Genomic DNA, 24,923 nt, shown 5'->3' with positions numbered 1-24,923 from the left:
CATGAAATATTATATACGAATAAGTTTCATTTTAGGCGCTGCGCTAGGCATTCCCTCAATGGTGTCTGCGCAAAGCATTAAAGCGAATACGACGGACTCCACCGGGGTTGATACCTCGACCGATAATTTTTTAAATCGTCCATTTCGCACCGTCTCTCCCAATGGAATTCCCGACGGTACATCTGTCATCGACATGAGCAGCCTCATCGAAAAGAACTACACCACTTACAGTCTCGACAATGCCCAGGGCCTGGTGAGTGGATGGACAGGCAATGCCATGTGGGGCATGAATGATTACTTGGTGTTGGTTGACGGCGTTCCACGCGACGCAAACAATGTAATGCCTACTGAGATTGAGCAAATAACTTTTTTGAAAAGTGCAGCGTCTGTCATGCTTTATGGTAGCCGCGCGGCAAAAGGTGTGGTTGAAATCACGACCAAAAGAGGTAAAGCTGAACCTTTGAAAGTTAGTGTACGTGCGAATACGGGTTTCCATGTGTCGAAGCGTTACCCCAAGTATCTTGGATCAGCAGAGTACATGACGTTGTATAACGAAGCGCGAATCAACGATGGTTACCCAGCGCAATCTACTGCCGATGAAATTTATCACTACGCTTCCGGTTCAAATCCGTATCGCTATCCCGATGTTGATTTCTATTCTTCAGATTATCTGAAAAAGGCATACAACCGTTCTGACGTGACCGCTGAATTATCAGGTGGTAACAAGTTGTCGCGTTTCTATACCAACATCGGCTATCAGCGGCAAGGCGATGTGTTTACTTTTGGCGAAGTGAAAGACAATTATACTGACCGCCTGAACGTACGCGGCAATATCGATTTGAACATCACAAAAAAGATCACCGCTTTTGTAAATGCGAATGCAACATTTTACAATTCACTCAGTGGAAATGCCGCCGATAGTAATCCCGACGATCCGGTCAACGTGGATAATTATTGGACATATGCAGCCACGATGCGCCCGAATCGTGTGTCACCCTTGCTTCCATTGAGTTACATTGATCCAAATGCCCTAAGCGCGCTTGATGCAGTCGGCGGTAGCAGTAACATCATCGACGGTAAATACTTCTTAGGCGGTTCTCAAACCGATCGTCAAAACGTGTTCGCAGATTACTACGCTGGCGGTAGCAGTAAATGGACGAGTCGTCAATTTCAATTTGACGCGGGATTGAATTTCGATCTCTCGCGTGTTTTGAATGGCCTCACATTTCATACCCATTATGCGGTCGACTACGCAACATCATACACGTCGTCGTATAACAACTCATATGCGGTGTATGAACCGATATGGTCTGACTACAATGGCAGCGATGTGATATCAGGCTTTGTTGCTAAATACAACAACGACAAAAAATCGGGCGTTCAGAATATCACCGGGAGCAGCAACAGACAAACCATCGCGTTCACGAGCTACTTCGATTATGTTGCGCCGGTACAGCGAGGGCATAATTTCTCCGCGAAGCTTCTGGCGACAGGATTTCAGCAGACACGTTCGCAGGTCTATCACAGGATAGGCAACGCTAATCTTGGGCTGGAAGCGAATTACAACTACCGTCAAAAGTATTATGCAAGCCTGGGCGGTGCATTACTTCGTTCCGCAAAACTTGCTAAAGATTACCGCAATGGATTATCCTCTTCCCTAACGCTGGGCTGGAAGCTGAGCGAGGAGAGCTTTCTCGTTAATTCGAATGTAGTAGATGACCTATCAGTAAGTGTTTCAGGAAGTATTCTCGAAACTGATTTAGATATCGCGGAATATTATATGTCAGAAACTAACTATACGCAAGCACAGGGTTCGTGGTGGGGGTGGTTTGATGGTGCATCAGAGCGCTCAACAAATTCGCTGCGCGGCAGTAAGGAAGGATTGGATTTTGTTAAGCGGAAGGAGATCTCCTTGAATGCGAGGACTTCTTTGTGGGATAGGTTGGTAACAGTCAACGCGTCTTTCTTCTTAAACACGATACATGGCTTGATCATTCAGCCATCAACGTTGTATCCAAGTTATTTTGAAACAGATTTTCCACCGGCATCATTTATGCCTTTCGTGAATTACAATAACCATCAACGTAGAGGAGTCGACTTTAATGTAAACATCAACAAGCAAGTAGGGCAAATCGATTTTTCTTTGGGATTGATGGGTTTGTATCTAACAACCGAAGCAACCCGTCTTGACGAAAACTTTGTAGATACGTATAGAAATCGCACAGGCAAACCTTTAGACGGTATATGGGGCCTTCAGAGTGCAGGCTTGTTCGGCAGCCAGGCCGAGATTGATAACAGCCCTCGTCAAATCTTTGGTGGAGAGCGACGTCCGGGAGATATTAAGTATGTGGATCAAAACAACGATAACATAATCGATGAAAAGGATGAAGTTTTTCTTGGGCAGTCAGGAGTAAATGGTTCTCCATTTACAGGCGGCTTGAATGTAACGGCTAGATGGAAGGGCTTTACATTCTTCGCACTTGGCACAGCTAGTTTTGGTGCTTTCGCCATGAAGAGTAATTCATATTTCTGGGTTTACGGTAACAGGAAATATTCTGAAGTAGTCCGCGGCCGTTGGACAGAAGAAACAAAAGAAAGTGCTACCTATCCTAGATTGACAACGGAGAGTAGCGCAAATAATTTCCGAAGCTCTGATTTCTGGCTATACAAAACCAACCGCTTCGATCTTGCGCGGGTTCAGGTGTCGTATGCATTGCCAGATAAAATCTTAAAGAACTCCTTCTTGCAAGACGTTTCAGTTTACATCAGCGGTGCAAACCTGCTAACGCTTTCTAAAGAGCGGGAGATTCTGGAAACAAATTTCACAAGCGCTCCCCAAACAAGATTTTATAATCTTGGCGTGAGAGCAGCATTTTAAAATCCTTCACGAAATAGGAATTATACAATGAAAAATTTTATACAACTATCGGCAATCATCCTCTTGCTCACAGCTTGCGAGGATGTTTTGTCACCGGCTACAGAAAACATCCGGGGACTTGATGCCATGTATAAGGAACCTGGTTTTGCACAGGGCATTCTCGGTAATGCTTACATACTTCTTCCTTACTCGGCCTCACCCAACACTGATGTGGCGACAGATGATGCTGTTTCAAACAACATTGACAACAACTTTCTCCGAATGGCGACGGGTTCATGGTCTGCTATTGATGATCCAACTTCTCAGTGGCAAGGAAGAAAGAATGCGATTCAATATTTAAATATTTTCCTGGCGAATGCGGATCAGGTTGCCTGGGCAAATGATGAAGTGATCAGAATGCTTTTTAACGATCGATTGAAAGGTGAAGCCTACGGATTACGTGCATTGCAAATGTATCATCTTTTATTAGCGCACGGAGGCTGGACGCAAGATGGTCGATTGATGGGTGTGTCTATTGTGAATGATCCGGAAACGCCAACGTCGGATTTCAACAAACCCAGAAACACTTTTCAGGAATGTATAGACCAGATTATAGCAGATGCTGATAGGGCACTTGAACTTTTGCCCCTTGACTATAAAAAGTTTACGGACGCTGAAGTTCCTGCTAAATATGCGAATGTAGAGGGACTTGGCGCCACACAATATGAGCGCGTAAACGGAGAGCATATGCGCGGTCGCATCTCTGGAAGAATTGTGGAAGCGATTCGTGCGCAGGTAGCGTTACTCGCTGCAAGCCCGGCGTACAGTGAAGGTACCAACATGACTTGGGAGGAAGCTGCAGGCTATGCTGCTCAGGTTCTTAATCGCATTGGCGGCGTCAGTGGTCTCGCACCGAATGGCGGAACGTGGTATACCAAGGATTCAGGCATAGAGCAACTAGCTTCAGGCCAAACACCGGCTGAAATAATTTGGCGTAGTGATATAGGACAAAGTCTGGAGTTAGAAAGAGATAATTTTCCGCCGTCTCTATTCGGAAACGGTCGTGTAAATCCGACTCAAAATTTAGTGGATGCATTCCCGATGATCAATGGTTATCCCATCTCAAACCCATCGAGCGATTACGATCCCAACAATCCATACGCAAATCGTGATCCACGACTGGCAAAATATATCGTCCTCAACGAAAGCCAGCAAGGTCCAGGGTCCGATGTAATTATTACCGGAACCTACGGCACAAAAAACGATGTCATCAATCGGGAGAAAGGATTCTCTACACGCACGGGTTATTATTTGAGGAAGTTGCTCAGGTCTGACGTTAATCCAAACGGGGAGTTCAACACAACGCAAAAGCATTACACTGCGCGCATTCGTTACACAGAAATCTTTCTCGCGTACGCGGAAGCAGCGAATGAGGCTTGGGGTCCTACAGGCGCTGGCGGCAACGCATACTCGGCGTACGATGTAATTCGCGCGATTCGTCAACGCGCTGGTATCACAGGCGGCGATGGTTATCTCGAGTCGATAAAAAGTGATCAGATACTCATGAGACAAATGATACGCAACGAACGTCGCCTGGAACTTTGTTTTGAGAACCACCGCTTCAGAGATATCCGCCGTTGGAAAGTAAGTTTGAATGAGTTGAATGAAACTGCGCGGGGTATTCAGGTTTCAAAACCTGGCAATACCGTAATCTATACGCCGATCAATGTTGAAAGCAGAAATTACCAGCAGCATATGTTCTATGGGCCAATCCCCTATGGTGAAATCACCAAGTGGAGTGCGCTCCAACAAAATGAAGGCTGGTAATGATTGAAATACTAATGATGAAAAATAGCAAAATATGAAACGGTATAATTTACAATCAATATTGTGCGGTATAAGTCTTTCAGCGCTGACGATGTCGTGCGAAAATCAGGAAATCTCTTTCCCTGATTACGACAAGAGCACGGTGTATTTCGCATACCAATATCCGGTAAGAACAATCGTGCTTGGAGAAGATATTTACGACACTTCGCTTGACAACGATTATAAGTGTCAGATATATGCAACGATGGGCGGTGTTTATGAAAACAAAAAGAAAATAGATATTGACATCGCGGTGGATAATTCCCTATGTAACAAATTGTATCTCGACGCTGCGTTCACCGTTCCGGTACAGCCGATGCCCGCGAACTACTACACACTTTCCGGTAACCAGATATCTCTTGATCATAAACTGCAGGGAGCCGTAGGTGTGCAATTGACGGATGCATTTTTTGCAGACGCCAACGCATTGCAAAATACCTATGTCATTCCGTTACGCATGCTCAATGTTACTAATGCCGATGCAATTCTTTCAGGGTTACCAAAAGTTCAGGAGCCAGACAAAGTGAATGCCTCGCACTGGGATATCCAACCGAAAGATTACGTTCTTTATTTCATTAAATACATCAATCCCTGGCACGCAAACTACTTGAGACGTGGTAAGGATCAAATCACCGTTAACGGAGCTACTTCCACAATAACGCGTCATCAGCCCACGGTGGAGGCCGACGAACTTCGTTCACTGAGTACGCTCTCCCTGCATGAACTGAAGTATACACAAGATTACAAAGGTTACTCCGGATTGAATTTGAACTTGGCGTTGAAACTGAACTTCAATGAAGATGAATCATGTACCGTTGAACCTCATGTTACTGCTTATGACGTGAATGACTCTGTAAGCGTGTACAATATCTCAGCGACAGGAAGCGGAGCATTTGTTAAAAAGGGAGAAAAGAAGAGTTGGGGTAACAAGGACAGAGATGTGTTATACCTTCAATACAACGTGAGCTACGAAGTGGAGACAACATATCCTAATGCAGGGCTACCCAACAGAACTGACCAGGTGAGCTATGTTACCAGCGATACCTTGGTGGTTCGCGATCGCGGCGTAAAGGTGGAAGTGTTGACCCCTTTCTATAAAAATTAATGGACCAGATAAACAGCGATAGATATGATACGCTCTAAAAAAGTTTGGATAAGTGCTATTGCGCTATGGGCTTTAGCATCTTGTGCCGATGAAAGCAAACTGCTTTTCGAAGTTGAAAAATCCGCGCGTATGGCGGAGCTCGAGTACCTTCGGGAATATGATGTATTAAAGTCGTACGTTAATCGAAACGCCAACCCAAATTTTAAACTTGGTGCCGGTATTTCCGTAAGCGACTTCTTAAAAAAAGAAACAGACTACAGCATGTTAGTTTCTAATTTTGATGAAGTGGTTGCAGGGTGGGAAATGAAACATGGCGCGGTTGTGCAGAGCGACGGAAGTCTAAATCTCGGGCCCGTTAAAAGTCTTGTCGAGGCTGCTCGTATTGCAAACATTGGTATTTACGGTCACACGCTCTGTTGGCATGCAAACCAAAATGCAACGTACCTGAACAAAACTATTGCACCTACTATTATAACAGGTGAGCCAACCTGGGATCCTGTTACCACTGCAGATTTTGAAACCGATGATCAATCTAACTTCACATCAAACGCTGGCGCACAACTAAGTTATTCTTCGCCGGGTGCAGATGCCTCAGATCGCGCTTTGAAAGTCACCAATCCTGAGGTTCGGACCAACAATTGGGAGAGTCAGTTGTTTGTTACATTTCCTAACGAAACGCAGGTAGGTGAAAAGTATAAATTAACCATGTATGTGCGGGCAGATGTCGCCGCCACATTTCCTACACAAGGTCATGGAGAACCTGGCGCCTTTAAACATCATGGAACCTTCGGAGACATTAGCGCGACAACAACATGGACGCAATATGTTGCAGAGGCAACGATCACAGATGATACAAAACAGATTAAAACGATTGCCTTTAATCTCGGAAGTAAAGCGACCAATTACTATTTCGATCAGATAAAGCTGGAAAAATACAACGAGATGGGTGGCGGCGGCCCGTCACTGGAGGCCAGCGTTATATCCAACTCAGACTTTGAAAGCGGAGGCGGAGCTGGTTGGATGGGCTGGGGTAACGGATCGACCAGAGGAATTTCAACACAAGGTAGTGGTCATAACAATGTTGGCTACGCGTACACGTTCACAAATCCTTCTGCTGTAAATTTTTGGGAAGCACAGACTGCCTATGATCTGTCACCGGCATTGCAGACGGGATCAACTTACGTTTTGAATTTTAAAGTGAAGTCAAATGTAGCTGGTACTATTCGTGCCGAGATCCAATCCACTGCTGACTATTCAAGTGATGGCTTCGGTACTTTTGCTATTTCTACGGAATGGAAGGAATACACATTACAGACAACAGCTAGCAAAGCAGATAGAAACAGATTTATTTTCAGCTTTGGCGACTTTGCTGGAACGGTGTACGTCGACGATGTGACGCTAAGTAGAATAAATCCTGATGGTGGCGGAGCGCAGGTGATAGAGAAAACACCTGAAGAAAAAAGAGAAATTATTCACAATGAACTTGACCGATGGATCGCCGGAATGATGGAGGTTTCAAAAGATTACGTGAAAGCATGGGATGTTGTGAATGAACCGATGGATGATGGCAACCCTTACGAACTAAAAACTGGAGTTGGCAGGGAACTCGCAGCAGACGAGTTTTACTGGCAGGACTACCTGGGCAAGGACTACGCAGTCGAAGCTTTTAAAATGGCGGCGCACTACGGCAACACTTCTGATAAACTATTCATCAACGATTACAATCTTGAGTATAACCTTGATAAATGCAAAGGTCTGATTGAATATGCCGAGTATATCGATAGTCACGGCGGCCGTGTTGATGGTATCGGTACACAGATGCACATCAGTACAGATTCAGATAAAAATAAAATTATAGAAATGCTTGAATTGCTGGCGGCGACTGGCAAGTTGATTAAGATCTCTGAACTGGATATCGGTGTTGGTGTTCAGACCAACGATGCAACAGACGAACATTACAAAGCACAAGCTGAAATGTACAAGTTTGTAGTACAAAAATATTTTGAGATCATTCCCGCACAACAACAGTACGGTATCACATTATGGAGTCCGAAAGATAGTCCAACAGGATCTTCCTGGCGCGCAGGCGAGCCAATTGGAGTATGGACGCTGGGATTTAATCGAAAGAGAGCTTATGGGGCAGTGGCAGATGCTTTGAAAGAAAACTAATCGACATTTTTTGGCACTGATATTAAACTAGGATTTTTGGGTTGGAACACGTAGTCAAGAGGTTGCTTTTGGTTTGGCAACCTCTTTTACGTTCAACAGGATCTAGCGCTATTGAATTTGAAGAGCTGCAAATGATATAAAGGGATTTACGACGCGCGTTGATTGTGTAGTAGCCATGAGGTATCGGTCTCACGTGTCACCACTCATTATTTAGTTTGAACGTTTGCGCTCCGTTGACTTTTTAATTTTGGTTGTGTGTAAGTGATTTTCCATATACTGAGAAGGTGGGATCCCATAAAAATCTTTAAAAGCACTGGAGAAATGTCCAATGTTAGTGAAGCCAGTTGCAAAAGCAACTTCCGTGATGTTCATCTGTTTTTCTGAAATTAATTTGGCAGCTTGTTGAAGACGTATGTTTCGAATTAGATCTCGTGTCGACTGACTCGTTAACTCCTTTAGCTTGCGATGCAGATGAACGCGACTGATGCCCACCTCGTGCGATAGCATCTCGACATTCAATCCGGGATTAGCGATATTTTTGTTGATTGCGTCCATAATCCGCGTCAGCAATTTCTCGTTCGACGAAGCCAACACAACATCCTGCACTTTGTCTTTCTGCTGCTGACTTCCTGTAAATTTATTACGAAGAATTTCCCGTGTGCGTATCACATTTTGAATCGTTTTGCGGAGTATTTCTACATTGAAAGGTTTCTGTAGGTACCCGTCTGCACCAATTCCTAACCCTTCGAGATTGTATTCCTCCTCAACTTTGGCCGTGAGTAGTATGACGGGAATGTGGTTGATGTTTACGTTTTGTTTTATTTTCTGACACAACGTAATGCCATCCATCGTGGGCATTTTTATGTCGGATACGACGACATCCGGAGTATGTTGCAATACATATGACAAGGCTTCTTTTCCGTCCTTACACGTGATCATGTGATAATCACTAGCCATCTCTGTTCTGATGTACTGGAGGATATCCGGATCATCGTCTACGACCAGAACTCGATAAGTACTTTTAGGTTTGACTTTCACCTCCGGCGTGCTCACTACTGGGATCGCCTGCATTTCAAATGCATGTTCTGTTTTTTGCGAAGCCTCTGCAATTAACATCTGTTCTGGATTCAGATGCTGGTTCCCCAATGGAAGGCGGAAAATAAAGCTACATCCCTTTCCATTTTTGTTGTTCTCCGACCATATCCTGCCGTGATGCAGTTCCACGATTGAGCGGGTAAGATGAAGGCCAATGCCTGCGCCGGAGCTAAAATTATGATGGCTGTCGCGAGCCTGGTAAAAACATTCGAAGACCTTTTCCAATTCGCCTTCTCTGATTCCGCTCCCAGTGTCGGAAATTTCAACCTGGAAATATTCTTGACCTGTAGTAAGATCCGCGTCTTCTTTGACCGTACGTAAAGCAACATTGATTTTTCCGCCGACAGGTGTAAACTTGAGCGCATTGGCAAGAATATTCAAAATTACTTTGTCGAAATTGAAAGGATCTATCCACGCGTGAAGAGCCTTCATATCGTGTTTATAGGTAAGATCAATTTCCTTCATGCGGGTCTGCTCATCAAACGCAGAACATAAGTCTGAAATGAACGCAACCATTTCTGTTTCCTGAAACGCTAACATCATCTGGCCGCGATCAATACGTTGAACATCCATCAGCTGATTGACAAGGTGCAGGATACGATTTGAATTCCTGTCCATCGCGGCATAGGAGCGCTGTCGTTCACGATCTTTGTCTTTTGTAATCAATTTTTTCAGTGGACTAAGAATGAGTGTAACAGGTGTGCGGATCTCGTGCGCGATATTGATGAAAAACTGCAGCTTCGCGTCGTTAAGTTGTTTGGCATGAACGTGCGCTTGTATTTTTCGCTTCGCTTCTTGTCGTTGCCTTACCTGCTGAATAAAAACAGTCATGGTAACGAATGCGACAAGTGCATAGCATAGCTTGGCCCAAAATGAAAAGTACCACAAGGGATGAACCGTGATTGTAATTATCTTCGCTTCGGAATACGTTCCATGATCCTTAGCGCGTATTCGGAACTCATAGTCACCCGGAGAAATATCGCTAAAGGTTACGGTGTTTTTTCCTGGCGCAAGTTCTATCCAACCATTACCATTTAGCGAATACAGGTACGTAATCCGGTTTGGATTACTGAATTCCATCACAGAAAACTCGATGGTGAATGAATTATCTTTTTGTGAAAGCTCAAACACAGCAGCATTCATCACGGTAGTGTCAACGATGTTATACATACCCGACTTCATTCCTTTTTTGACCGGCTGATTGTGTATGTAAAATCCTGTGACGCGTACTTCAATTTTTTTTACTTCTTCCGTTATACGGCTCGGATCAAAAAACGTAATCCCATCGGTTCCACCAAAAAACATTTCAGCGCCGTCCACACACGCAGCGTCTGAAAATTCATTCCCCTGTAACCCATCATCCTGATAGAAGTTGACAATAGAATGTGTTTTCTTGTCTATCCGTGACAGCCCATAATTTGTGCTGACCCAGAGATGATTTAATGTATCACTGAGTATACCAAAGATTACATTGCTGGGCAGACCGTGGTCTGTCGTCAACTGCATCAAAGAATCTTGGGTGCCGCTTTGATTCTGTTGATATGAGACGACGCCCTCAGATGTTCCTATCCAAATCGTTCCATTTTTATCCTCATGCAGCGTGTGAACAATGAGTCCAGCTAAGAGGCGGTTTGTGCCGTTGAATGCAGTATTAAACTTTCCGGTATTTAAGTCAAGACATCCGAGCCCATCTGCGGTGCCGATGTAAAGCTTGTTGTTTTTGCTCACCAACACGGCATTAATCCAGTCATTATGTAACACATCAATGTCTGGTCGATAATCAGGACCGATTGCTCTAAATTGTTCTACAACGGATGTTTTCAAATCGAGCGAATAAAGTCCCAATCCCATGGTTCCAATCCAGAGGCGCTTCTCCTTGTCCTCGGTAATTTCAAATACTTTTGGTATTTCACCATCAGGTGAAATTAAGTTGTTCATGTATTGGCACTGTCCCGTCGCACGATTCAGGACACAAATACCATTATCGTAAGATCCCAGCCATAGATTGTCATTAGAATCTTCGTAAATATCAAGGATGGTTGCCGGTGCACTCCCGGACTTGCCAGAGGGTTTGAAATATGCTTTTCTATTTCCTGCAGCGTCCAGGGCATAAACACCATCACCATCTGTACCAACCCAAAGTATACCAAAGCGATCTTTGTGCAATGCCGTAACGTTGGCAGAGCCGATGATGTCATTCGATACTGAGCGGTGACCATAGTATTGAAAACGATTTGTTCTGGCAGGCACCAACATAATTCCTTTTTGAAATATTCCGATCCACAGATTACCGGCATTGTCTTCAAGCAGCGCATGAATTTTGTTGCGTGAAAGATCAACGGTGTTCGTTGTCAAATCAGCATTTGAAAATTCTCGTTTTTTAGGATCATAACTTTTTAAGCCGCGACCCTCAGTACCGATGAGCACTCGGCCCGAACGCGTCACCAAAAGTTTTGTGATGGGCAAGCGATTCTCAGTGTCCAGTGTCGGAAAAAAAGCGTCTGATTTTTCGTTGTATGTATAGAGGCCTGTAGTAATGCTTCCTGCGTATAATTTTCCTTCGCTGTCCTCACACAAACTAAAAATGTTTTTACTGTCTCCATGAATATCTGGCTGCGTAAGTCGATGATGTTCGTCCACCCGGAAGAGGCCTTTGTCCTGCGTACATATCCATAAGTTTTGATGCGTGTCCTCGAAGAGCGTTTTGATCAGGTAACTCGGCATCGGTGACGAAAGCTGTTGTGCAAAGATTTTTCCGTTCGTGTTCTTAAGAATGAATATGCCGTGGCCTGTTGTACCAATGAGAATGTCACCATTCTTTCGTTGTAAAATTGTGGTGACGTGCGCCGGAAACGGATTACCGTCTATCATGAGCAACGGCACAGACTGAAATGAATCGAATGCATCATCATATATCTGCAAGCCATTCACCAGACCAACAAACAATCTGCCTTTTCCATCTTCCGCAAGAACGCGGACGTAATTATGTAGCAACGACGTGCTATCATTTTTATCGCTTTTGTAAACCTTAAATTTTGACCCATCGTAACGGTTTAACCCGTTATCGGTGGCAATCCAGATAACTTGGTTATGGTCCTGGTAAATGTCATGAACCAGACTGCTGGAAAGATCAGCGTCAACGCTGAAAAATTTGCCGGATTGTGAATAGCCTGTACAGGATACGAAAAGTAGGATAATTAAAATGTAGCGTCCGGTTTTCACGATCTTTGCGTTATGCTGTAACGAATTCCCCACGTTGTTGCTTATCACGGAGTATGCTTTACAAGCTACAAAAAAAGATTTCGGGAACTAAGTTTTTTGGAGTACGACATAAAGATTTTTCGCTGCGAGAAGCGATTGTTTTTTGTAAGTTGAGCAATGGGCGTTTGCGCGACGCAATGCTTTCGTTATGAAGACTAAGGATGCTATTTCATCTTGAGCGCATGGTCCGGCTTTTAAAATCGTACTCATCTCATTCAGTTTATTTCGGAATCGTCGTCACGGACGTCGACAATCACATCTCAGCGGAATGAGTATTTTGCGACGGCAACCAATTCAATTCCTTTTTTTTTAAACACTTCCCGCGCACAATTGTTCTTAATACTAACACGACCAAGCGCGAAGGCATCTATGAATATTCTGCTCACAGGTTCTACCGGCTATATCGGAAGACGCCTCCTTCCAGTTTTACTTGACGCAGGACATCACGTCTTTTGTGCGGTTCGCCATCGTCAAAAGTTTGATTGGGATGCATTCCCGAGAGAGATCTATAAAAACTTTGAAGTGCTTGAATGCGATTTTTCGGACGCGTCGTCGATGCACATCATTCCGGAAGAGATAGACATTGCTTATTACCTTCTCCATTCAATGAGTTCCGCCAATGAAGATTTTCAGGAACTTGAAAAACGATCTGCTAAGAATTTCACAACGCGTATCAATCAAACAAAAACGCAACAAATTATTTATGTGTCAGGCATCGCTAACAGTGCGAATCTTTCAAGTCATCTAACATCCCGAACAGCTGTCGAAGATATTCTTCGCTCGGCAAGCGTTCCGCTCACAGTTCTTCGCGCAGCCATCATTATTGGTTCTGGAAGCGCGTCATTTGAAATCATTCGTGACCTCGTAGAAAAACTTCCCGTGATGATCGCACCGCGGTGGCTTGACACACGATGTCAGCCCATTGCTATTCGAAATGTTCTCGAATATCTAGTCGGGGTGATGGCCAAAGACGAAGCGCTAGGAAAAACGTTCGACATTGGTGGCACCGATGTGCTTACCTACAAAGAAATGCTCTACGCGTACGCAAAAGCCAGGAAGCTTAAGCGCATGATCATTACAGTTCCGGTTCTTACGCCCAGGTTGTCGTCGATGTGGTTGGTATTCGTTACAGCTACTTCGTACGCGCTAGCAAAGTCACTCGTTGATAGCATGAAGAACGAGGTGGTATGCAAAGACAATGAAATCCAATCGATTGTTCCGATTACATTATTTAGCTATCGTCAGGCGCTGGAACTTGCATTCGATAAGATTAGCCATAAGAATATCATCTCGAGTTGGAAAGATTCTTTCTACCTTCAAACGGGTCGACGTGACGTCATGAATAATATTGAAGTGCCATCGCATGGTGTTCTCACGGATAGACGTGAGATTTCTTTTACGCGCCCTGTCAAAGAAGTGATTGCCAACTTATGGTCTATTGGCGGGAAGAAGGGATGGTATGCGGGGAACTGGCTCTGGCGAATACGGGGCTTCGCTGATACTATTGTAGGTGGTGTTGGGATTCGTCGTGGCAGAAGAAGCGAGAACGCGTTGAAGACTGGTGATGCACTCGACTTCTGGCGCGTAATTTTGGCAGATCCAATTAAAGGAAGATTGATACTCTATGCTGAAATGAAATTGCCTGGCGAAGCGTGGTTAGAGTTTACTATCAAATCAGAAGACCAGACACATAAGCTTGTGCAGACGGCAACGTTCCGCCCGTTGGGCCTATGGGGACGGCTATATTGGTTTAGTGTGTTGCCATTTCACGCGCTGATTTTTCCGCGCATGGCGAAAGCTATTGTGCAGTCATGATGCATTGCATCCAGTGGCAGTTATCAAAACAATCATGACGGATCATCGATCTATGACGGTGGTAAGATATTTGGTTCTGAAACCAGAAGGAGAATCGCCGGTTTTTATCTGAAACTGACGACTGAAATAGGCTGGGTCATCGTACCCTAGCTCATGCGCGATTTCTTTTGCCGTCAATGCAGTGTGCACCAACAGTCTTTTTGCTTCCAGGATTATTCTGTTTTTGATGATCTCATTCGGCTGTGGCAATTTGAGGCGCTTGAATTTATGTGTTACTGTTTTCGGTGCCATATTCAGCACGTCTGCATAATCTGCAACAGAGTGTTTTTGTTTATAGTGCTCGTCTACCAGTAACGTAAATTTTCGGAAGAACTCGAGATCGTTATTTTGCGATGTTACGATTTTTTCCAAATGCTGTTTCTTCCACATACGCGTTGCTTTAATGAGCAACTGCTTTAAGTAGGTTCTGTTCATTTCTTCGAGCGATGTGTCGTTGAGCTTGAATTCCATTTCCATCTGGTGGAATAAATTAGTTACATATTCTTGATCTTCTTTAGGCACCTGCACAGTAGGCATATTGTGAATATTGTTGAACAACAACCCGTCGCATGCGACTTCCTGATCATGAATATGGATGCAATAGAAGTCACGATTGTAGTACACCATAAATCCAACTTCTTCTCCGGATGTTTCAATGGTGAGGAATTGATTTGGCGCGATGAAAAATAACGAGGGCTGTCGCGTTACATATGTGGTGAAGTCGACCTTCAATGTGTGTCCCTTTGGTAAATACAATGCTTTGATATAATCTTTATAGGTGTCGCCATTGATCGTGTGGATATCCCTTTTACCGATATGGACGAGACCTAATTTTTTCAGACTGCTTTCAAATACGTTCTGATTTTTCATTGGACCTAATGATGACTTGATATGGCACGAAGATAAACGTTTCGGAATAGCAAGTATTCCGAAACGTCAACTGCGATGATTTATTTTTTTGCGAATTTTTCAAGCTCACTGTTGAACTTTTCAGCTTCTTCCACGAACAGCGCGTGACCACTGTTCTCAAACTTGACAATGTATGAGTTCTTGATTCCTTTGTTAAGTTGTTCTGCGAATGTGAAATCACACAGTTTGTCTTGCGTACCATGGAAGATCGCCGTTGGAATTTTGATCTTAGAAAGTTCTGGCCTGAGATCCAGGTCACGCAACGCAGTGATCGATTCAGTGATCGCATATGGCGACGCTTGCAAATTGATGTTCTCTAACCACTTCTCTACATTTTTAGAGATACCGCCTTCTTTCGCTGGAAAGCCTGCACCAAAACTTTGAATAAGGTCTTGTCTTGCTGTCATGGTAGCTTTTATCAATCCTTCAGCATCGGCGTCCGATACACCATAAGGAAAGTCAGTGCGTTTTTTCCATGACGGCGCCGCTGCAGCAAATAGTGCTAGTTTGCTTACATGTGCTGCATTGTATTTTGTTACGTAATGAGTTACAACGGCACCGCCCATCGAAAAACCACCAAGCACGGCATTTTGGATATTGAGTTTTTCAAGGACAACTTTAATATCGTCAGAGAAAACGTCAAAGTCATATTTTCCGTAGGGCTTACTGGACTCACCGAAACCTCGCAGCGTAATTCCGATCACGCGGAAACCTCTGCGGGAAAGCGCTTGATACTGGTATTCGTACATCGCATCGCTTAGCGGCCATCCATGTATGAGAACGATCGGTTGACCTTCTCCAAGGTCGGTGACGTGAAGCTTAACGCCTTTTTCTACTTCAATGAATTCTGCTCTCCCGGCTGAAGCTGGTACTCTTTTCCCTTGAGCAACGATGGTGTGACTGAATGCGGTCAGTAGAAGGATGAGGGATAATAACGTGGTTTTCATAAAGAACTTTGTGTTTTGTTTGTGATAATGAACGATACAAAAGTGCATCATATCATTAGCTCCCGGAATGGACGAATGTCCACGATCCTTGTACATTTTTCCCTATTCATTTCCAGTGGCCAAGACCATCGAATGGCTATTTTGCAGTGACTCTAGCATCATCGCTGATAGCGTTTTAAAGTGGATTGTGAAGTATTGATGTTGTGATGAATCGATGATGCAAGTGAATTATTTTTCTTCCTCCCACAGATTATCTGGACTGGCAGCCCCTTCAAATACCCAGTAAAAGCGAACGATGTTCGCAAGTTTTGTACTCGGCTTGACGGTATAATAATTCATGCGTAATTATTTGTGCAGGTCTCATCATGAACTTAGGTAAAATAGGGTAAATGTGCATGGTGAACGGTGGAATGAATAGCCGCCAGGGAACCGGTGGGCATTATGAATGACCATATAACCTTCGTTGCGCTTGCTGGCATGATTTTGCTAGCATAGATGAAACTACCTTTATGAAATATTTACAAGTTTTGATATTGCTGACGCTTGTTGCTTTCCTTGCAACGCCAGCCTTTGCACAACGCGATGCCTATACGTCTTCCGCGCGTGCAGCTTATTCGCTACCGGAGATCAACACAGAACTCAATATTAAGAAAAACAAAAAGTCAGCTAAGAAAGGTCGCACACAAAAGGCCCGAAAATTAAAGTTTAAAGATTCGAAAGCTGCACGTGTCAGAAGGAGCTCCCTTCACTTTTAATCTAAGCGCGCTTTGTTGTGCCTTATGATTTGCACAACATCGGAGGGCAGATTGACAACGTGTGGAAGAATTTTAAAAAGTGCTCCCAGACGGCGCGCTGGTCATCAACACTCTTTGCAAAAACGCTGGGTTGAAAGCCAGTATGCCTTTTGAATTCATTGGAGAAATGTGATTGATCGAAGTAATGGTGCTCAAGTGCTGTATCCGACAGTTTTTTGGTTTTAACCGATAACGAATTTATTGTTCCGATAAGGCGTGCTAAGTTTGTAAACGCTTTCGGTGTAAATCCAGTATAGTACTTAAACTTCCTTTCAAAATTCCGCTGCGACATGAAAACTTGTCTGGGTAAATCAGTGACAGGCGATCGCATATCGCATTGAAAGCACGACATGATAAAGGGAAGTATTGGATCGTCATAGTTTACGTCTTCTTGATTTTTTTCTGTCAGCAAGTTAATAATGTGTTTGGGATTGAATGAATGTCCAATCACTTCACGGCAAAACGTAGCCAATGCATCATTTAGAAACACGCGTTTGTCATCGTAGATCCTATTTGTCACTTCATGAGCGGCAATGTGGAATAGACGTGGTAGTGCCGATGGATTTAGTGTTACGCCTAGTAACTTAAAATCCTGGCTGGTTCGGAAGCGACACCAAGTATTAGCCTGACCAAGCAATAAAACCGCTCCCCGGGTACGATCATCAACGGGCGTTACCCATCCTTGTTTACAAAAGATGATCGTCGGATAAAGACTAGCGTATGTTCTGAAAATGAAATGATCACCGTTGTTGGGGGTAGCATCACACGACCAAATACATTTTACGATGCTGCGAAGTTTTACGTGAACATCGAATGTTCTGTATTGGATATGAGAGACGTTCATACACTTTGATTGTTGTGTAAAACAACAACACATATCCTGTTTGCGGCGGGTGTAAATGCGACATTAATGAGGCATATTCTGACTCGCTATGGTGTATGTAACAAAAAAGGTAAGGCCTAAGATTATGCGATGCGACTCAGTCGACCTGTGTTGTAGCCGATATTATAAGAAAATAAAAGTAATATGCTGATGCGCGAACGTCGCGGTAACTCAAGTATGTTTCGCGGATTGTCAGGGGGACAGGCAAACCAATCGACTAACGATATCTGACTAAGCTCAGCAATGGAAATGATACTGATTATATTCCACGACGCGCGTAGTGTCGGCGCGCTAAGTTGATCTATGTTCCTATAACTACAGCTAGAAATGTATATTTCTTCAAGTTCATGAAACCTTTGCTTCGCTGTGCCTAAGCTCTCGAGCAAGATATCAAGTCGTGATATCAATTGGCCAAGTATGTAAAGTCCGCAGTCGTAAGGAAGCTGTGTTTTTCGTGATAATGTTGCGTCAGACAATCGATCAAGGATTTTATTAATACGTTCTATGTTACGTGTAAGTTCGCTAAGGGCTATATGCGGAATTTGATCGATTGTCTGACTGTTTTGATTCATGATGATTACGTCGTCGGTATATATAAGATTACCGTTCCACTTCTGTTGCGAATTTCTGCAGCATTGAAGCGGTACCATTCTTTGAGATTTCAACAATCTGTGGATTTGTATATCCATGCTCGACGATCGTGAGTTCCGTTTTTTGATCGCCAATTTTTTTGAACGTAATAATATGTGGCACTTCGTCTGGTATTCCTGGAGGCATACCGATATCGGAAGGTTTAATTTTTTTACCGGACTTGTCCGTGAAGTGCTGGATAAACTCAATGCTTTTCATAGCCGAAATTTTCTGATATGTCCAAGTGTTAAAAATTTCAAACCCGTCAGGTGAACGCATGCAGACAAGTGAAACATTTCCCTCTCGGAAATTGATGTTAGCAATCGGAGCTGTGAATCCGACTGGTCCCCACCAACGTTTTATGGATTCAGCATCGGTAAATGCTGTCCATACTTTTTCAAGAGGGGCATTGAAGGTTTGTGTTATCGTCATTGTGTAGGTTGAGTTGTTCATAACGTTTGGAGATTTTGTTTGTGCTGGTGCGATGTGATTTAGTAACATGAATATCGTGAGCTTTAATAGAAACAGTGTTTTCATAGCGTGGATGGTTTGTATGCAGTAAAGTTGCAAAAGTGATTGTTTCAGAACTTGGAAAAAATCGACAGAATTCAGCTGCGCCATATTTGCGGCTGTTACGAAAAGGATGGAAATGAAATTGATTTGCCGAGCCTGTCGATTGTACGAACTAACAATGAAAAGCTTTGTTAGGAATTTCGCCTACAGCGGTTTTTGTATGTCGCCGTATCGTAAAGCGATTTAATTTTTCGCAGCCGCAGTTTTATTGAACCGTGTAATAAACGAGCAATGCTGACAAAATTCTTCAACCAACACGCCATTTAAAAATCCATCGCGCATCTTCACAAATCTTTCGCTGTTGAGGATGTCTTGCAATGATTGTTGTTTCGCATTGCCAAGATTGATTGCGCCATTCTTATCCAGGCAACAAGGCACCACTGTTCCGTCCGCGTGAATGCCGATATGGTTGACTGTGCCATGGCAACGTCCGTGAGTACCTTGATGTGGCAATGAAAAAGAAGGCCATTCAAAACGTGAATCAAAATGAAGGTAGAGTTTATTCCAAATTCTTTTAGACTTGATCGCACCCGTTTCGACATTACGGTTGATCTGCAAATCGAAGTTCGATTCTATTTTCTGAAAAACGTCTTCATTGTCGGCGTCGTTGCTTTGCTGATTCCACAATCTGTAGTTGATGTAAAGTTCTGGCCGCGATGCGTGCGCTGATTTGGTGAATTCAAATATAGGGAGCAGATACGGATCGAGGTCACGCTCAGGAAAATTGTCTTTAAATGCCTGAATAGAAAAATTGACTTGTCTCACGGCAGCGGATTGAATGATGCGCTCACGATATCGTTTGATGAGGATGCCGTTTGTGGTCAAATCGATCTGCGTGTTGTATCGTTCGCAGATGTCCAAGATCTCTGAAAACTTTGGATGCGCAAGCGGCTCACCGAGTAGGTGTAGACAAACAATTTCTGTTAAGGGAGCAACGTCTTTTAGTACGGTTTCAAATTCTGCCAAATCCATAATCTTCTTATCCTTTTCTACAACAGGACAAAACGAGCACTGTACGTTACAGATGTTGGAGATCTCGAGATAAACTCTTTTGAACATGTTTTGTTGAAAGATCATCATTTGGCCGACCATTGCCAGCGTCTTTTAATGCGTGCGTAAATGTATTGATTGACGCAAATCGGTGTAAAGATACGCAGATTACTGCAATGGTAAGGAGATGTATGATGATAAATGGATTCGTTTTGACTACAACGAACAACGTAATGGATACATGCTACGGGGCGTGATTGATGACCTTTGTACTTCACAAAACAAAATAATATGAAAGTATTTGTAACGGGCGCGTCGGGCTTTATAGGGTCGGCCGTCGTGAAGGAACTACGAGATGCAAAACATGAGGTAATAGGACTGGCGCGTACGGAAGCTTCGGCGAAGAAGATTACCGATAGTGGTGCCGCTGTGTTAATGGGTGGCCTCGAGGACTTGGATGTTTTGAAGCAAGGTGCATTGCTGGCGGATGGAATTATTCACACGGCTTTCATCCACGACTTCACGCAATACGTGAAAGCTAATGAAGTGGAGAAAGAAGTGATCAACGCGATGGCGGGGGTTCTTGTTGGTACGAATAAACCGCTTATTGTCACCGCGGGGATTTTAGGATTGCCGCTGATGGATGGAAATATCACGGAGGACAGTAAGGCTGTTAACGCACCACGTTCTTCTGAGGGTACAGCCATGAAGTGGGCACAAGAAGGTGTCAACGTATCGGTGGTTCGTTTACCGCCGTCGGTGCACGATAAGGGCGATAACGGATTTATTCCGTTTATGATTCGACAAGCACGTAAGTATAACATCGCGGCTTATCCAGGCGTAGGTGAAAATCGTTGGGGCGCTGTACATCGTTTAGACGCAGCAAAATTATTTCGATTGGCATTGGAACACCCGACGAAGGGTGCTTTGTACAACGCTATCGGCGACAATGGGATTACACTACGAGAAATTGCCAACATCATTGGTGATTCGTTAGGCGTTTCCGTTGGTTCTGTATCGGGTGATGACTCACTAAAACATTTTGATTGGATGAGTAGGTTTATCAATATCGATGGTCCTGCTACGTCATTGAAAACACAACAGGTATTGGGTTGGAAACCGGAACACATGGGGCTGGTGGAAGACATGCGAAAGAACTATTTTTAGATTGCAAGATGAAAGAACCCATACACATTAAGACGATTGGTGAATATCACAAGCTCCGGGGGTTACCGCCTCCGGAACATCCTTTGATTAGTGTTATTGATTACGCGAAGATGAAAAGTTCACATACTGATGATGAACGCGGTTTGTTGTTCGACTTCTATTTGATTTCTATTAAAAGAGGTGTCGGAGGGAAGATGCAGTACGGACAACAGTCATACGATTTTGATCAGGGCGTAATGTTTTTTATGGCGCCGAAACAATTGCTGAAAATTCAAAGAGCGCCCAACGCCAACGCTACACGCACGGGCTGGATGTTGCTGATTCATCCTGATTTTCTTTGGCGCACATCGCTCGCAAAAACGATCAAGCAGTACGAATACTTCGACTATGCGGTGAATGAAGCGTTGTTCCTTTCTACAAAAGAAGAGCAGACGATGAATGAGATCGTCCGGAAAATTCAAACGGAGTATCAGTCGAACATCGATCGCTTTAGCGAGCAAATCATCGTTGCTCAAATTGAATTGCTGTTAAGTTATGGGGAGCGATTTTATCATAGACAATTTATCACGAGAAAGAAATCGAGTCATGAAATTCTTGAACGGCTCGAAACACTGCTGACATCGTACTTTAACAATGACGAATTGCTCAGCAAAGGATTACCTACGGTTGAGTTTATTTCGGCTAATCTCAATGTGTCAGCTGTTTATTTGAGGAGTTTGCTGAAGATGTTGACGGGCCTGAATACGCAGCAGCACATACACGAGAAGCTCATTGAAAAAGCTAAAGAAAAACTGTCGACAACAAATCTTTCGGTGAGTGAGATCGCGTATCAGCTAGGTTTTGAACATCCGCAGTCGTTCAGTAAATTTTTTAAGACGAAGACGAGTCAATCCCCATTGGAATTCCGACAATCGTTTAATTGAAGAGCGAGTACAATAAGCCGCGCGTTAAGGATAGGAGCGGAAACCGAAATGGCGCGTGTAGCCCTGCGCGTTGCGTGGGGAGCCCGTTGCAGCGGATAGCCTGACCCGCGTGTGATGGAAGTGCGCGATGGCAAAGTGGGGAACGCCCAATGGTACAAAGACGAGATTCCGCTAGCGATGTGATATATTCTCGCCCGTTTACAATAGCTTTTCTGAGTACACATTTTTTTCGAAGCGCCCCGTCATTTCGGTAACCTGAATTCTGTACACAATAGGCTGGCGCTCTTTCTCAATAGACTTCGGTGCATGATCGAATCCTTGAGGTCGCATTGTTTCACTGAGAAGGTACGGCACGAGTCGATTTTTCAGGATGTTCAGCGCTTCTGTGCGATCGGGTTCGTTCTTCAATTCTTGAAAGGTGCCATGCGCAATCACACATCTCCAGTTTGTCATGCCTTCAATACTGTCGACTTCAAAGCAGACTTGAGGATGCGTTCTCATGATTTGAACTTTTAATCCCTCACGCGAATGGATGTAAATGTATTTGTCGTGAAAGACATACGTGACTGGGACAACGTAGACATTTGCTCCATTGGAACAGCCTATTCGTCCAATCAAACCACTGCGAAGTACGTGTTCGATTTGTTCATTTGTTAATGCGCCAATCATAATGTTGTTCGTTTTTAATTGTAATTTATTTTAACAGCGGCCATGCGCAACAAATATTTTACTGCCTTGTCGTCGATCGTTGAATATTGGTGATATAATTTTTCAGTTTTAATATTGTGTTCTACCACGAGGAACGTGACGTCGTTTGTACAACGTGCGAGTTCCGAAGCCACTTCCGGTGTGCATGCAGCTGCAGCAACAACAACTTTCTCAGGACGTTGTCGACGGATTTCATGAAGTGATGCGGCGAGTGAATCCATGGTAAGGAAAGTTTCACCGACGAGGATGACTTTTCTCTCGCGTACGTCTAGCATTCGATCGACGCGGTAAAATTGCCGTTGTGATTTAAGTATACTTTGGTTGAGGATAATCTGATGGTGAATGTAATCGCGCGGTATACCGTAACTGTCACTATGCATGAGTACGGCATCGGCGCTAATGGATCCGAGTGTCTGTCGTCGATTAGCGGGATGTTCAATTGCTTTGCAAAGGCAAACCTCGAATGGGAGCCCGAGTTGTTGGGCTATATAATAGCCGATTACGGCACCGCTTTGCGATACGGCGACAACAATGGCATTACTGTTTTTGAATTCGCTAAGTTTATCAGCCAACTGCATTCCGGCGTGTCGCCGATCGTGCGCAACAAACGTGTGATCGAGTATCATAAAATGTGTGTTATGATGCGAAGGTACTTGACCTTCTTTCGCTAAATTATGACTTCAGTCACAAGCGTCACTAAACAGTATCAGCGTTACGGATGCGACCGACTTGCAATCATGACATAAATCAGGCTTTTGGTTGAGCGACGTCACCCTACACTGGACGTGAAAGAAATACTTTTGAAACGAAAATGAAACTATCCCGGAAGATGTGTCTTTTGAAGGTGGTAAATTTTGTCAAACCATAAATAGAGTAGCTATGAATTATATCACAGGTGAAGATGCTGTAAAAGTAATTAAGCCAGGTCAACGGGTGTTCGTGCACGGTGGTGCTGCAACGCCTCATTACTTATTACAGAAGCTGGCGGAGCGACAATCGGAACTTTGGAATATTGAGATCGTGAGCATCAGTATGCAAGGCAATGCGATTGTTGCGGACAAAAAGTATAAAGATAGTTTTCGGATCAACTCATTGTTCGTGTCGCAAAATATCAGGTCGGCGGTTAATGACGGGCGTGCGGACTATGTGCCGATTTTTCTCAGTGAGATCCCAATTTTGTTTAGGCGTAATATTTTGCCAATTGATGTTGCGTTGGTGCAAGTGTCGCCGCCTGATAAACATGGCTTTTGCTCACTCGGTGTTTCTGTTGATATCGCCGCGACTGCCGTGAAGACGGCTAAGCATGTCATCGCGCAAGTCAATCCACGCATGCCGCGCACCATTGGCGACGGAATTGTAAAGATCGACGACTTTGATGCTGTCGTGTATCACGAGCAAGAACTTCCTGAGGTGGTTAGCGGTGACTTAAATGAAATCAATATGCGTATTGGTAGTCATTGTGCCGAGCTAGTGGAGGATGGCGCGACAATACAAATGGGAATCGGGTCAATTCCCGATGCTGTACTTGCTTCATTAACGAATCACAAAGAACTTGGTGTGCATACCGAAATGTTTTCCGACGGTATTATTCCGTTGATCGAAAAAGGTGTGATCACCAATCAGCACAAGCGTAAGTATAGAGGAAAAACAGTTACATCGTTTTTGCTGGGAAGTCGCAAGCTTTATGATTTTGTAGACGACAATCCATCGGTAGTAGCGTTGAACATCGACTACGTGAATGATACAGCTGTTATTAGAACCAATCCGAAAGTTACGGCGATCAATAGCGCCATTGAAGTTGATATTACGGGTCAGGTATGTTCTGACTCTATCGGAACGTATCATTATTCAGGCGTTGGTGGTCAGATGGATTTTGTTCGCGGTGCGTCATTGTCGGAGGGCGGAAAGCCAATCATTGCGCTTCCTTCGATTACGGCGAAAGGTGTATCGCGCATTTCGTCATTCTTAAAAGAAGGCGCTGGTGTGGTAACGACGCGGGCACATGCGCACTATATCGTAACAGAGTATGGTATTGCATATTTGTATGGCAAGAACATGCGTCAGCGTGCGAAAGAACTCATTAAAGTAGCGCACCCAAATCATCGCGAAGAACTTGAACGTGCGGCCTTTGAACGCTTCCACACTTACGAGTTTGAAAGAACAGAGTATTAGCCCTGACGCTTATGTTTCAT

At 44.0% G+C, this 24,923-nt stretch carries 18 protein-coding genes; 9 read left to right on the top strand and 9 right to left on the bottom strand.

The annotated features are described in order from the left end of the window. Position 1 precedes the first annotated feature (1 nt). Genes DQQ10_RS00220 through DQQ10_RS00205 form a run of 4 tightly spaced genes read left to right on the top strand, consistent with a single transcriptional unit; the run spans position 2 to position 7,997 of the window. Entirely contained in the window at positions 2-2,878 is a 2,877-nt protein-coding gene (locus tag DQQ10_RS00220) for a SusC/RagA family TonB-linked outer membrane protein (RefSeq protein WP_112744794.1), read from the top strand. 27 nt (positions 2,879-2,905) lie between these two features. Then, a complete protein-coding gene (locus DQQ10_RS00215; RefSeq protein WP_112744793.1) occupies positions 2,906-4,684 on the top strand; it encodes a RagB/SusD family nutrient uptake outer membrane protein in 1,779 nt (592 codons plus the stop codon). 34 nt (positions 4,685-4,718) lie between these two features. Next, positions 4,719-5,828 (top strand): DUF5627 domain-containing protein, encoded by a 1,110-nt coding sequence (locus tag DQQ10_RS00210; RefSeq protein WP_112744792.1) that lies wholly within the window; start codon positions 4,719-4,721, stop codon positions 5,826-5,828. A gap of 24 nt (positions 5,829-5,852) precedes the next feature. After that, the gene (locus DQQ10_RS00205) at positions 5,853-7,997 is read left to right on the top strand and encodes an endo-1,4-beta-xylanase (RefSeq protein ID WP_112744791.1); all 2,145 of its coding nucleotides are present in this window, start codon (positions 5,853-5,855) and stop codon (positions 7,995-7,997) included. A 210-nt stretch (positions 7,998-8,207) separates the two neighbouring features. Here the strand turns inward: DQQ10_RS00205 and DQQ10_RS00200 are convergent, their stop codons facing one another. Further along, positions 8,208-12,314: a two-component regulator propeller domain-containing protein gene (locus tag DQQ10_RS00200; protein ID WP_112745702.1), complete on the bottom strand. Its 4,107-nt coding sequence runs from the start codon at positions 12,312-12,314 to the stop codon at positions 8,208-8,210. A 408-nt stretch (positions 12,315-12,722) separates the two neighbouring features. Between DQQ10_RS00200 and DQQ10_RS00195 the strand changes: the two genes are divergently transcribed. Beyond that, entirely contained in the window at positions 12,723-14,168 is a 1,446-nt protein-coding gene (locus DQQ10_RS00195) for an SDR family oxidoreductase (protein WP_112744790.1), read from the top strand. A gap of 42 nt (positions 14,169-14,210) precedes the next feature. Here the strand turns inward: DQQ10_RS00195 and DQQ10_RS00190 are convergent, their stop codons facing one another. Both DQQ10_RS00190 and DQQ10_RS00185 read right to left on the bottom strand, forming a co-directional pair. Then, entirely contained in the window at positions 14,211-15,077 is an 867-nt protein-coding gene (locus DQQ10_RS00190) for a helix-turn-helix domain-containing protein (RefSeq protein ID WP_112744789.1), read from the bottom strand. 80 nt (positions 15,078-15,157) lie between these two features. Then, positions 15,158-16,063 (bottom strand): alpha/beta fold hydrolase, encoded by a 906-nt coding sequence (locus DQQ10_RS00185; protein WP_112745701.1) that lies wholly within the window; start codon positions 16,061-16,063, stop codon positions 15,158-15,160. Positions 16,064-16,572: 509 nt separating this feature from the next. Here DQQ10_RS00185 and DQQ10_RS00180 point away from each other — a divergent pair. Further along, positions 16,573-16,818 carry a hypothetical protein gene (locus tag DQQ10_RS00180; protein ID WP_112744788.1) on the top strand — a complete coding sequence of 82 codons (246 nt, stop codon included), beginning with the start codon at positions 16,573-16,575 and terminating at the stop codon, positions 16,816-16,818. Positions 16,819-16,840: 22 nt separating this feature from the next. Here DQQ10_RS00180 and DQQ10_RS00175 read toward each other — a convergent pair whose 3' ends face one another. From DQQ10_RS00175 to DQQ10_RS00160, 4 genes are all read right to left on the bottom strand, one after another. Continuing rightward, positions 16,841-17,701: a helix-turn-helix domain-containing protein gene (locus DQQ10_RS00175; RefSeq protein ID WP_165823755.1), complete on the bottom strand. Its 861-nt coding sequence runs from the start codon at positions 17,699-17,701 to the stop codon at positions 16,841-16,843. A gap of 122 nt (positions 17,702-17,823) precedes the next feature. Then, a complete protein-coding gene (locus DQQ10_RS00170) occupies positions 17,824-18,312 on the bottom strand; it encodes a hypothetical protein (RefSeq protein WP_112744786.1) in 489 nt (162 codons plus the stop codon). A 28-nt stretch (positions 18,313-18,340) separates the two neighbouring features. Beyond that, positions 18,341-18,907 carry an SRPBCC family protein gene (locus tag DQQ10_RS00165; protein WP_165823754.1) on the bottom strand — a complete coding sequence of 189 codons (567 nt, stop codon included), beginning with the start codon at positions 18,905-18,907 and terminating at the stop codon, positions 18,341-18,343. A 219-nt stretch (positions 18,908-19,126) separates the two neighbouring features. Beyond that, the gene (locus DQQ10_RS00160) at positions 19,127-20,002 is read right to left on the bottom strand and encodes a radical SAM/SPASM domain-containing protein (RefSeq protein ID WP_112745700.1); all 876 of its coding nucleotides are present in this window, start codon (positions 20,000-20,002) and stop codon (positions 19,127-19,129) included. 222 nt (positions 20,003-20,224) lie between these two features. Between DQQ10_RS00160 and DQQ10_RS00155 the strand changes: the two genes are divergently transcribed. Further along, entirely contained in the window at positions 20,225-21,100 is an 876-nt protein-coding gene (locus DQQ10_RS00155; protein ID WP_112744784.1) for an SDR family oxidoreductase, read from the top strand. 8 nt (positions 21,101-21,108) lie between these two features. Further along, positions 21,109-22,023, top strand: coding sequence for a helix-turn-helix domain-containing protein (locus DQQ10_RS00150; RefSeq protein ID WP_112744783.1), 915 nt, complete (start codon positions 21,109-21,111; stop codon positions 22,021-22,023). Between the two features lie 198 nt (positions 22,024-22,221). On the opposite strand, the gene DQQ10_RS00145 is transcribed toward DQQ10_RS00150, so the two are convergent. Both DQQ10_RS00145 and DQQ10_RS00140 read right to left on the bottom strand, forming a co-directional pair. Next, on the bottom strand, positions 22,222-22,692 hold the full coding sequence (locus tag DQQ10_RS00145) for a pyridoxamine 5'-phosphate oxidase family protein (protein WP_112744782.1): 471 nt from the start codon (positions 22,690-22,692) through the stop codon (positions 22,222-22,224). 14 nt (positions 22,693-22,706) lie between these two features. Continuing rightward, positions 22,707-23,357 carry a phosphoribosyltransferase family protein gene (locus DQQ10_RS00140; RefSeq protein WP_112744781.1) on the bottom strand — a complete coding sequence of 217 codons (651 nt, stop codon included), beginning with the start codon at positions 23,355-23,357 and terminating at the stop codon, positions 22,707-22,709. Positions 23,358-23,610: 253 nt separating this feature from the next. On the opposite strand from DQQ10_RS00140, the gene DQQ10_RS00135 reads away from it, so the two are divergent. Beyond that, positions 23,611-24,903 carry an acetyl-CoA hydrolase/transferase family protein gene (locus DQQ10_RS00135; protein ID WP_112744780.1) on the top strand — a complete coding sequence of 431 codons (1,293 nt, stop codon included), beginning with the start codon at positions 23,611-23,613 and terminating at the stop codon, positions 24,901-24,903. Positions 24,904-24,923: the final 20 nt, after the last annotated feature.

It is taken from the genome of Pseudochryseolinea flava (assembly GCF_003286915.1).
GTDB lineage: Bacteria > Bacteroidota > Bacteroidia > Cytophagales > Cyclobacteriaceae > Ohtaekwangia > Ohtaekwangia flava.
Note: the sequence above shows the minus strand (reverse complement) of the source record. Positions and strands in the feature narration are given on the sequence as shown.